The sequence below is a fragment of the Kitasatospora sp. NPDC036755 genome (genome assembly GCF_040636595.1).
GTDB lineage: Bacteria > Actinomycetota > Actinomycetes > Streptomycetales > Streptomycetaceae > Kitasatospora.
The window spans coordinates 1-10,588 of sequence record NZ_JBEZUT010000302.1 but is presented as its reverse complement, the minus strand read 5'-3'; the positions used below and the strand labels follow the sequence as shown (position 1 = coordinate 10,588).

At 75.6% G+C, this 10,588-nt stretch carries 9 protein-coding genes and 1 pseudogene; 6 read left to right on the top strand and 4 right to left on the bottom strand.

Annotated elements, in window-relative coordinates:
* Positions 1-452 (top strand): annotated as a pseudogene (locus tag AB0E96_RS32395) (FUSC family protein); the annotation flags it as partial.
* 63 nt (positions 453-515) lie between these two features.
* On the opposite strand, the gene AB0E96_RS32390 reads toward AB0E96_RS32395, so the two are convergent.
* Entirely contained in the window at positions 516-1,919 is a 1,404-nt protein-coding gene (locus AB0E96_RS32390; RefSeq protein ID WP_359829355.1) for an amidase, read from the bottom strand.
* Between the two features lie 331 nt (positions 1,920-2,250).
* Between AB0E96_RS32390 and AB0E96_RS32385 the strand changes: the two genes are divergently transcribed.
* Together AB0E96_RS32385 and AB0E96_RS32380 are read left to right on the top strand one after the other, a co-directional pair.
* Positions 2,251-3,600, top strand: coding sequence for a cytochrome P450 (locus AB0E96_RS32385; RefSeq protein WP_359829354.1), 1,350 nt, complete (start codon positions 2,251-2,253; stop codon positions 3,598-3,600).
* Positions 3,601-3,694: 94 nt separating this feature from the next.
* Entirely contained in the window at positions 3,695-4,423 is a 729-nt protein-coding gene (locus AB0E96_RS32380) for a rhomboid-like protein (RefSeq protein ID WP_359829353.1), read from the top strand.
* Positions 4,424-4,485: 62 nt separating this feature from the next.
* On the opposite strand, the gene AB0E96_RS32375 is transcribed toward AB0E96_RS32380, so the two are convergent.
* Both AB0E96_RS32375 and AB0E96_RS32370 read right to left on the bottom strand, forming a co-directional pair.
* Positions 4,486-5,067 carry a YetF domain-containing protein gene (locus tag AB0E96_RS32375; protein WP_359829352.1) on the bottom strand — a complete coding sequence of 194 codons (582 nt, stop codon included), beginning with the start codon at positions 5,065-5,067 and terminating at the stop codon, positions 4,486-4,488.
* 54 nt (positions 5,068-5,121) lie between these two features.
* Entirely contained in the window at positions 5,122-5,943 is an 822-nt protein-coding gene (locus AB0E96_RS32370) for a LysR family transcriptional regulator substrate-binding protein (protein WP_359829356.1), read from the bottom strand.
* A 67-nt stretch (positions 5,944-6,010) separates the two neighbouring features.
* Here AB0E96_RS32370 and AB0E96_RS32365 point away from each other — a divergent pair, with 67 nt between their 5' ends.
* Positions 6,011-6,439, top strand: a complete 429-nt coding sequence (locus AB0E96_RS32365) for a DUF5997 family protein (protein WP_359829351.1) — start codon at positions 6,011-6,013, stop codon at positions 6,437-6,439.
* A gap of 178 nt (positions 6,440-6,617) precedes the next feature.
* Positions 6,618-8,291, top strand: coding sequence for a DUF885 domain-containing protein (locus AB0E96_RS32360; protein ID WP_359829350.1), 1,674 nt, complete (start codon positions 6,618-6,620; stop codon positions 8,289-8,291).
* 122 nt (positions 8,292-8,413) lie between these two features.
* Here the strand turns inward: AB0E96_RS32360 and AB0E96_RS32355 are convergent, their stop codons facing one another.
* Positions 8,414-9,556 carry a hypothetical protein gene (locus AB0E96_RS32355; protein WP_359829349.1) on the bottom strand — a complete coding sequence of 381 codons (1,143 nt, stop codon included), beginning with the start codon at positions 9,554-9,556 and terminating at the stop codon, positions 8,414-8,416.
* A gap of 320 nt (positions 9,557-9,876) precedes the next feature.
* On the opposite strand from AB0E96_RS32355, the gene AB0E96_RS32350 reads away from it, so the two are divergent.
* Complete coding sequence (locus AB0E96_RS32350) at positions 9,877-10,581, top strand: hypothetical protein (RefSeq protein ID WP_359829348.1); 705 nt, start codon at positions 9,877-9,879, stop codon at positions 10,579-10,581.
* Positions 10,582-10,588 lie beyond the last annotated feature (7 nt).

The following is a 10,588-nucleotide window of genomic DNA, read 5'->3' as shown; positions in this document are numbered from 1 at the left end:
ACCTGGTCGTGCCCGGTCTCCCTGAGGACCTGGAGGAGGCCCTGAGGCTGTGGGACAGCGACGCCCTGCCGGAGCCGGACGACGCCGACTCCTACCGGCGGCGGCTCTACCGGGACCTGTCCACGGTGCGCAGCGAGTTCCAGCGGGCGCTCACCGAGCCGCCGCCGGTCGGCGCCCGGGCGGAGTCGTGGTGGCCGGTGGTGATCGCGGTCGAGCGGATCGTGGACGCCACCACCGCCACCCGGGTGCGGATCGAACACGGCGCTCCGGTGCCCACCCCCGCCGAGGTCGCCGCCGTCGCCGGGGAGCTGGCCGGCCTGGCCGAGGCGCTGCGCACCGGCGAGCCGCTGCCGGCGGCGGAGCCGGACGTGCTGTCGCCGCACTGCGCGCTCGCCCGGCTGCACCACGAGGTGCACGCGGCGCGGGCGGTGGTGGTGGCGCCGTCGCCGTGAGGGCCGGGTCCGCTCACCGGTCCGCCCGGCCTGGGTCGGGTCGGGCCCCTGGTTCCGCCCGGCTCAGTCCTGGATCCGGCGCCAGGGCCGGTCCGCCTCCAGCGCGAAGGCCAGCTCCAGCAGCAGCCGCTCCTGCCCGTGCGCCGCCGACAGGTGCACCCCGATCGGCAGTCCGCCGGACGTGGCGCCGGCCGGCAGTGCGATGCCCGGGCCGCCGGTCACGTTGTTGACCGGGGTGAAGGCGACGTAGCGCATCAGCCGTTCGATCAGCTCGTCGAAGTCCACGTTCGGGCTCAGGTGCCCGATCGGCGGGGCGCTGTGGGCGAGCACCGGGGAGAGGATCACGTCGTGGCCGCGGAAGATCCCCGCGTACACGTCCTCGGCCCGGCGCAGCCGCCGCAGCAGGCCGGGGGTGCGCGGGAACTGCGCCTGGAACCGGCGGCGCAGCCCGGTGGTCAGGCCGTCCAGCTTCCCGGCCCGGAAGCTCGGGTCGATCAGCAGCCGGCCGGTGGCCGCGATGGCCCACGCGATGCAGCCCCAGTAGCCGACGAAGTCCTGGGAGAACTCCTCCCCGAAGGGCAGCGTGGTCGGCTCGACCAGGTGGCCCATCGCCTCCAGCCGGGCGGCGGTCTCCTCGACCACCTGCCGGGTCGGGCCGTCGGTCTCGGCGATCGGCGAGTCCACCACCAGGCCGATCCGCAGCCGCTGCCGGCCCGGCCCCTCGACCAGCCCGAGCGGGGGCAGCGCGGGGTTGGCGCGGTGCCGCTCGGCGGCGGCGAGGAAGGCGGCGGTGTCGCGCACCGAGCGGGTCAGCACGCCGTCGGTGACGAGGTCGATCGGCAGTCCGGCGCTCTGGGCGTTGGCGACCAGCCGGCCCCGGGTGGGCTTGAGTCCGACCAGCCCGCAGCAGGCGGCCGGGATGCGGATCGAGCCGCCGCCGTCGTTGGCGTGGGCGATCGGCACCACCCCGGAGGCGACCAGGGCCGCCGCGCCGCCGGAGGAGGCGCCGGCCGAGTGCGAGGGCTTCCAGGGGTTGCGCACCGGCTGGGCGGTGGCGAACTCGGTGGAGGCGTTGAGGCCGAATTCGGGCAGCCTGGTCTTGCCGATGACGGCCAGCCCGGTGGAGAGGAACTGGTCGGTGAAGCGCGCGTTGCGGCGGGCCGGGCGGGCGCGGAAGGCCTCGCTGCCCATCCCGGTGGGCAGGCCGCGCAGGTCCACGTTGTCCTTGAGGTAGGTCGGTACGCCCCACAGCGGGGCGCCGATGCCCTCCCGGCTGATCCGCGGGCTGTCGTACGAGGCGTGGGCGACGGGCAGCAGTGTGCCGTCCACCCGGGCGGCCCGTTCGACGGCCGCGGCGACCAGCTCCCGGGGGTTGACCGCACCGGCCCGGACCAGCGAGGCGAGCGCCACCGCGTCGTGGGCTCCCAGGGCGTCGTCGGCGAACGCGTGGACCCGCTCGTCGGTCATCCGAACTCCCCACTCCCTGCCGGACGTCGCACCGTCCGGCGATCGCACCCGCCCGGCCGCACCCGCCCGGCCCCGGTCGCGTCCAGCCAACCCTACTGACCGGTAGTCTCGCAAGGCTTCGAGTGTAGGCACGACCGGCGGCCGCCACCAGGCCGGGCTCCGGAGCGCCGGTTCCTGGCGGACCCTCAGGTCGCGGAGGGCGCACGGCCGTTCGGCCCGCGCCCCCGCGTTCACCCCGTCCGCCGGTCCACGATCGTTTCGCCGCACGCCGTCGGGAAAGATCACGTTCGCTGTTCGTCCCGGTCCTCCCGCCCGAACCAAGGTGCCGCCCGTGCCCACCCCGTTCTTCCCCACCACCCGGTTCACCGCGGCCACCGCCCCCGGCGGCCTCCCCCTGCTCGGCCACGCCCCCGCCCTCCTCCGCCGCCCGCACGAGTTCGTCGCCGGCCTGCCCGCCCACGGCGACCTCGTCCGGCTGCGGCTCGGCCCGTTCCCCGCGTACGTGGTCTGCCACCCCGAGCTGGTCCACCGGCTGCTCACCGACGACCGCACCTTCGACAAGGGCGGCCCCCTCCTCGACAAGGCCCGGGAGGTCTTCGGCAACGGCCTCGCCACCTGCCCCGCCGCCGCCCACCGGCGCCAACGGCGCATGCTGCAGCCCGCGTTCCACCGCGACCGGTCGCCGGCGTACACCGCGCTCATGGCCGAGGAGATCGCCGGCGCCACCGCCCACTGGCGCGACGGCGACGTGATCGACGTCCCCGACGCCATGTACCGCCTCTCCACCGCCGTCACCGCCCGCTGCCTGTTCGCCGCCCACGAGCGGGCCGGCTCGCTGCCGGTGCACCGCAGCATGGATGTGGTCGCCCGCGGCGTCGGCCGGTGGGTGATGCTGCCGCTGCCCGGCACCGACCGCCTCCCCACCCCCGCCAACCGCCGCTTCCGCCGGGCCCGGCAGGACCTGCGGGAGATCACCCGGCGGCTGATCGCCGACCACCGCGCCGTCGGCACCGACCGGCACGACCTGCTCTCCACCCTGCTCGCCGCCAGGGACGAGGACGGCCGCGGCCTGTCCGACGCCGAGGTCCACGAGCAGGTGGTCACCTTCCTGCTGACCGGCACCGAGACCACCGGCGCCACCCTCTCCTGGGTCTGGACCCTGCTCGCCGCCAACCCGGCCGTCCGGACGCGCCTGCACGCCGAACTCGACACCGTCCTGGACGGCCGCCCCGCCCGCCACGAGGACCTGCCCGCCCTCCCGCTCACCGCCCGGATCGTCAGCGAGACCCTGCGGCTCTACCCGCCGCCGTGGATCCTCAGCCGCACCGCCACCACCGACACCGAGCTCGGCGGCCACCGCGTCCCGGCCGGCGCCACCCTGCTGTGGAGCCCCTACCTGCTGCACCGCCGGGCCGACCTGTTCCCCCGCCCCGACCGCTTCGACCCCGACCGCTGGCTCACCACCGCCCGTCCCGCCCCCGGCACCTACACGCCCTTCGGCCTCGGCGCCCGGCGCTGCATCGGCGACGCCTTCGCCACCACCGAGGCCGTCCTCGCCATCGCCACCATCGCCGCCCACTGGACCGTCACCCCCACCCCCGGCCGGCCCGTCCGCCCCGTCCGCGGCTCCTCCCTCGCGCCCCGGCCCTTCACCGCGCGGCTGACCCGCCGGGTCCGCTGACCGGGCCGCCACCGGGCTTCGGTACTGTCCCGGCGTGGCCGGCCGCACGGGCGCCGGCCGGAACCGAGCCGCTCGACCGGGACGCCACCACACCATGAACGCTCCGACCCCACGGGAACTCCTGCCCCGGCTGCTCCGCGCCGCCCGGACGTATCCACGCCGTTCCCCGCTGACCTCCGGCTACGTCCTCCTGCTCCTGGCCGGGCACGTCTGGGTGGAGGAGCTGCTCTCCCCGGACCGGGCGGACGCGCTGCGCGACCACATCAGCACCAACCTCGACAACCTGCACGACCACCCGGTCACCGCCCTGTTCGGCAGCGCGCTGCTCTTCGACGGCACCCTCACCGAGATCCTCTCCACCGGCTTCGGCAGCACCCTGATCACCCTGGGCCTCGGCGTCTGCTGCTGCCTCGCCTGGACCGAGCGCCGCTTCGGCAGCCTGCGCGCCGCCGCCGTCTTCCTCGGCGGGCACATCGGCGCCACCCTGGTCACCGCCGCGGTGATCCTGCTCGCCCTGCGCCACGGCTGGTACCCGGAGAGCGTGCGCCAGGCCTCGGACTACGGCATCAGCTACGGCGCCCAGACCGTCCTCGCCCTCGCCACCCTCGCCGTGCCCCGCCGGGCCCGGCTGCCCTGGGCCGCGTTCGTCGTCGCCTGGCCGCTCTCCGGTGACGGCGAATGGCCCGGCCCGCTCCCGGGCTTCACCACCGTCGGCCACCTCCTGGCCGCCGCCCTCGGCTTCGCGCTGGCCGCCGCGGTGGCCGTCGCCACCGCCCGCCGCCGTCGCGCCGAAGCCCCCGACCCGGTGCCGACAGACCGCTGACCGCGCCCGCACGAGCGGAGGCGGCGGAGGCGCCCGCGGCGGGAACGCGGGACGCGAGCCCGTCAGCGGGGCGGGCGGCGGTCCGCGGCGATCGCGGCGAGCAGCCGCTCGATCTCCGCCAGCCGGCGCCGCAGGTCCTCGACGTCGCCGCGGGTGGCGTTCTGCTCGTCCGCCTTGAGCTCGACCAGCAGCTGCCCGTCCGGCTCCAGCCAGGCCCGGGCCACCTCGTCGAGGTCGTCGCCGTTCTGGACCCGGACGGCGTGCTCCAGCTCGGACGGGCGCAGCGCCAGGTCGTGCAGCGCGCCGGGCACCAGCCTGCCGTCCTCCACCACGGTGGTGGCGGTGCCCTCCAGGATGCGGGCGGCCCTCGGGTCACGGGCGAGCCAGCGGGTGACGCCGGCGTTCACCGCGACCAGGGTGACCGCCCCGATCGCGCCGCCGAGCAGGCTGTTGTCGTTGCCGATGACGGCGTTCTGCACCACGTTGGAGAGCAGGAAGACGACCACCATGTCGAAGGTGTTCAGCCCCGCGAGCCCGCGTTTGCCCGCGATCCGGAACAGCACCAGGATCAGCGCGTAGACGGCGATCGTGCGGAGGACCTTCTCGACGATCGGGATCTGGACGGCCACCAGGTCGTGCCACACTGCCCCGCTCCTCCCACCTCGGCTGAAGGGAACGGGGCAGACGCTACGCCACGGTCAGCGCTTCGGCTTGCCGCGCCGGGCCGCCGCGCCCCGGCCGCCGGCCTTCGGCGCCCCGCCCCTGGCGCCCTTCTGCCCCCCGGCCCGCTGGCCGCCCGCCTTCTGCCCGCCGGTCCGCTGGCCGCCGGCCTTCTGCTGCTGCGGCTTGCCCCGGCCGGCCGCCGCCTTCTTCGGCTGCGCCTCGGGCGCCGCCTGCCCGGCGCCGCGCCCGCGCGAGCTGTTGACCGTACGGCCGCGGACGATCCCGATGAACTCCTCCACCAGGTCCGTCGTCCGCTCCTGCGGCCAGGCCAGCGCCACCTGGGACTGCGGCGCCTCCGCCACCGGCCGGTAGGTGAGGTCCCGGCGGTGGTGCAGCCGGGCCAGCGACTGCGGCACCAGGAGCACACCGACGTTCGCCGCGACCAGCTCGATCGCGTCCTCCGTGGTGTCCGGGCGCGCGATGGCGGGGCGCCCCGGCAGGGTCTCGGCGGTGAGGCCGAGGGTGTCGTCGAGCGGGTGGAAGACCACCTCCTCGGCCAGGTCGGCCAGGTCCGCCGGGGTGGCCTCCTCCGCGGCGGCCAGCCAGTGGTCCTTGGGGAAGACCACGACGGTGGTCTCGGTGTAGAGCGGGATCGCGCTCAGCACGTCCTTGTCGACCGGCAGCCGGACCAGCCCGGCGTCCGCGCCGCCCTCGCGCAGCGTGCGCTCGGCCTCGCCGAACGGGGCCGCGAGGAGGTCCAGCGGCACGTCCGGGAGCCGCTCGCCCCAGACCCGGACCCATTTGCCGGGGGTCACGCCCGGGACGTACACGAGCCGGAAGGACGGGTTCACCTGCATGTCTGTCACAGGGCAAGGCTACCGACCGTGACCGGAAGCGCCCGCGCACTCCCTTACCCTTGTCACCATGACATCGCTCAAGCAGAAGACCAGCCAGACCATGAAGCCGGCCACGGCGGCCAAGAAGCTGGGGATCTACCTCGACGCCGCGCCGACCGACTTCCAGGAGGGCGTGGTCTCCCGCGAGGAGCTGAACGCGCTGCAGGCCGAGCCGCCGCAGTGGCTCCAGGACCTGCGCAAGAACGGCCCGCACCCGCGCCCGGTGATCGCCACCCGGCTCGGCATCTCGATCTCCGGCCTGGCCCGCGGCGGGGTGACGGAGGCCCTCACCACCGAGCAGATCGACGCGATCCGGGCCGAGAACCCGCTCTGGCTCCAGCACGAGCGCGCCAACCAGGTGGACGTCCGCAAGGAGACCGCCCGGATCAAGGAGAAGCACGAGAAGGAGGCCGCCGCCAAGGCCGCCAAGGAGGCGAAGGCCGCCCAGGCCGGCTGACCCGCTCCTCCCTCTCCCCCGGCACCGTCGTCGCACCGTCGGCGAACGGTGCCGGAGGGGCGCGGAACTCCCTTCCCATCAGGGCGTATTGACCGGGCCACCGGTCGCTCCGAATAATCGGCCGGGTCGGGTGCGGCAGGACGCCGCGCCGCGGTACACCGCATCGGGGGAGCGACCAGTGATCGAGCAGCCTCAGCACGCCGCAATCGCCGCACTCGCGGACGAGTTCTTCGCCGCCGAGAACGCCCACGACCCGTTCGACGCGACGCTCGGCGGGGTCGAGGGCTACGCCCACCTGGCGCCCGACCCGTCCCGGGAGGCCGCGCACCGCCACCGCGAAACGCTGAGCGGCTTCGCCGAGCGGCTGGCCGCGATCCCGCTCACCGCACTGGCCGGCGAGGACCGGACCACCCACCGGGTGCTCACCCGGCTGATCGACGACGGCATCGGCCGGATCACCCACGGACTGGACGAGTTCAGCGTCTCGGCGACCATCGTCGCCCCGCAGAACGAAGCCTTCAACGCGCTCGCCATGACCTCGGTCGACCAGGAGGGCGCCGACTCCTACCTGGAGCGCCTCGCCGCCCTGCCCGACTACTTCGACGCCGTCCTCGCCCGCACCCTGGACGCCGCGGCCGAGGGCCGCCGCCCGCTGCGCAGCGGGGTCGACGCCGCCGTCGCCCAGCTCGACGCCCACCTGGCCACCGCCCCGGCCGAGGACAGGCTGCTGCGGCCGCTGGCCGGCCGCCCGGAGTTCGAACGCGCCCGGACCATCGTGCGCGACGCCGTCCGCCCGGCCGTGGCCCGCTTCCGCGCCGGGCTGGCCCGGCAGCTGGCCCCGGGCGCCCGGCCGGACGACAAGGCCGGCGTCTGCCACGTGCCGGGCGGTGCCGAGGGCTACACCGACGCCGTCGCCCGCTTCACCCGGCCCGGGCTCACCCCCGAGGAGGTGCACCGGACCGGCCTGGAGGCCCTCGCCGGGCTGCGCGAGGAGTTCGCCGAGCTGGGCGGCAAGGTGCTGGGCACCACCGACCCGGCGGCCGTGCTGACCGCGCTGCGCGAGGACCGCTCGCTGCGCTTCGGCAGCGCGGCCGAGATCGTCGCCCTGGTGGACGCCGCCCTGGACCGGGCCCGCCGCGCCGCCCCGGACTGGTTCCGGCCGTACCCGATCGCCGACTGCGTGACCAGGGAGATCGACCCGATCGAGGCGGAGACCGCACCACTGGCCTACTACCAGCCGCCGGGTCCGGGCGGCCTCCCCGGCACCCACTGGATCAACACCCTGCGCCCGGAGACCCGGTTCACCTACGAGTACGAGGCGATCGCCTTCCACGAGAGCGTGCCCGGCCACCACCTCCAGATCGCCGTCGCGCAGACCCTGGACCACCTGCCGCGGTTCCGGCGCAACCCGAGCGGCCGGCTGACCGCCCACGTCGAGGGCTGGGGCCTGTACACCGAGCGGCTCGCCGACGAGATGGGGCTGTACGGCTCGGAGCTGTCCCGGTTCGGCATGCTCTCCCTGGACGCGCTGCGGGCGGCCCGGCTGGTGGTGGACACCGGGATGCACCACTACGGGTGGTCCCGGCAGCGGGCGATGGCCTTCGTGCGCTCCAACACCGCGACCCCCGAGGCCAACATCCGCAACGAGATCGACCGTTACATCGCCTGGCCCGGCCAGGCCACCGCCTACCTGATCGGCCGCCAGGAGATCGTGCGGCACCGCGAACGGGCCCAGGCGGTGCTCGGCGCCCGCTTCGACGTCCGGGAGTTCCACCACGCGCTGATCGGGCACGGCAGCCTGCCGCTGGGGGTGCTGGAGGAACTGGTGACGGACTGGATCCTGGAGCACTGACCCGCGGCGCGCCCCGGGCCCGGGCGGCCGGACACCGTTCCGCGTCCGGCCACCGTTCCGCCTCCGGCCGACGGGGGGTGCGGCCGCCCGACGGGGGGTGCGGCCGCCCGGGGTCACGGCCGTCAGAACCGGACGGTCCGCAGGACGGAGTCGGTGCCGCTGAGCCCGGCCAGGTGGAGGGTGCGCCCGTCCGCGCCGAGCTGGGCCTGCACGACGGAGTCCAGCCCGAAGCCGGTGACGGTCTCACCGGGAACGGCCGCGCCGGTCGCGGGGTCGTACGACAGCAGCGCGGACCGCGCCGTCCGCGCGCCGGTGAACACGTAGAGCCGGCGGAAGTCCGGGCTCGCACCCAGTAGTTGGGGGCCGCTGTCGGAGGCGCCGAGCGAGAAGCCGGGCCGGAAGGTGTTCGTCTCCGGGTCGAGGGTGTCGAGGGAGACGGCGCCCCACTCGCGGTACCCGCTCGCGTAGACGGTACGGCCGTCGGGGGCGGGCAGGACCGCCTCGGCGGAGCCGAAGTCCGCCACCCGGTCGATGACCTCCGGGACAGCGCCCTCGACGTCCAGGTGGTAGAGGTTGTCCGCGGTGCCGACCCAGGCGTCGGTGCCGCCGGGGCCGAGCACCACCCGGTCGACGGTGTAGCCGGTGAGGGTCACGCTGCCGGTGAAGGCCCGCCCGGCGGGGTCGTAGGCGAGCACCCGGCCGGCCCGGCTGCCCAGGCGCACGCCCCAGGGGCCGTACTGGGACAGGTAGACCCGGGTGCCGTCCGGGCTGACGGTGACGGCGTTCAGCGCACCCTTGCTCATCGCCCCGGGGCGGGGCTGGTCGGGCGTGGCCACCCGGGCGAGCAGCCGGCCGGTGGCGGCGTCGAAGGTCAGCAGGTCCCAGCCGTGGGTCAGGTAGACCCGGCTGCCGTCCGGGCTGACCGTCGGACGGCCGACCGTGTCGAAGGACGAGACGGTGAGCAGGTCGGTGCTCGCCCCGGTCCGCAGGTCCAGGGCGCGCACCACGCGGGCCCCGTGGCCCGGGTCGATGTCGTAACTCGCCACCACGAACGCGCGGGTGCCGTCCGGAGTCACGGCGAACGACTCGCCCCTGGCACCCAGCGCGACGGTGTCCGAGGCCGGTCCGGCCGGCACCACGCCCTGCCGGACCGTCGCCGCCGGGCCGGCCGGCCCGGCTGCCGCCGCCTCCGTCCCGGCCACCAGCAGCGCCCCCGCCGCCACCACCGCTCCAAGCCAACGCGCCTTCCGCACAAGCCCGTTCATGCTTCCCCTCCCGCCGGTCTGATCGCGGCCCCGCCGCGTCCGCGTCAGGCTACGACACGGCCACCGAGCCCCGGAACGGTTCGGCCGGACTCGGACCCGCTCCGTCCGAACACAGCTCCTTCACGCCGTCGACAGAACCGGAACCGGCCACGGCGGCGGCCGGATCCGGCCGCGTCGCGGAAACGGTTCCGCGCGCCCGGCAAAGGCTTCACCCGCCCGGACATGGCGTCATCCCCCGAGCCCCACCGGCACGGTAGTGTCCGCACGCGCGGCCCCGGCACGCCCGCTGACCGCCGCCCGCCCACCCCTCGGAGGACCCCGTGCCGACTTCCGTCCGCCGCACCCTGGCCATAGCCGCCGCCGTCCTGGTCGCCGCCGCGGCCGCCGGCTGCTCCCCCGGTGCCGACCACGCCGCCAAGGGGTCCGCGCACGGATCCGCCCCCGGCAACGCGGCGGCCGCCCCGCCCGCCGCCGCGATCCCCACCGGCCCCGGCCCGAAGAGCGGCTACGACGTCCAGCCGCAACCCGCGCCGGGCAGCTGCCACTACCGCTACACCGCGGACAAGCAGCCGCTGCCCGACCCGGCCTGCACCCCGGGCGCGATCAGCCCGGCGGTCACCCAGGACAACCTCAAGGACACCATCTGCAAGCCGGGCGGCTACACCTCCACCATCCGGCCCCCGGCGAACATCACCGGCAAGGAGAAGGCCGAGAACGCCAGGTCCTACGGCTACACCGGCCCGATGGGCGACGCCGAGTACGACCACCTGATCAGCCTCCAGCTCGGCGGCGACCCCAACGACCCGCGCAACCTGTGGGTCGAGCCGCCCTCCCCCGGCCACGTCCCGGGCAAGGGCCCGAACAACCCCAAGGACTCGGTGGAGACCCACCTGCACACCGCGCTCTGCAAGGGCCAGGTCACCCTCGCGGCCGTCCACACCGCCGTCGACGGGCGCATGCGCGTGTCGAGTCCGACGGGCGGCCCGACCCTGCTTCACGTGGAGATCCCATGCCACTTCGGGTGATCGTCGC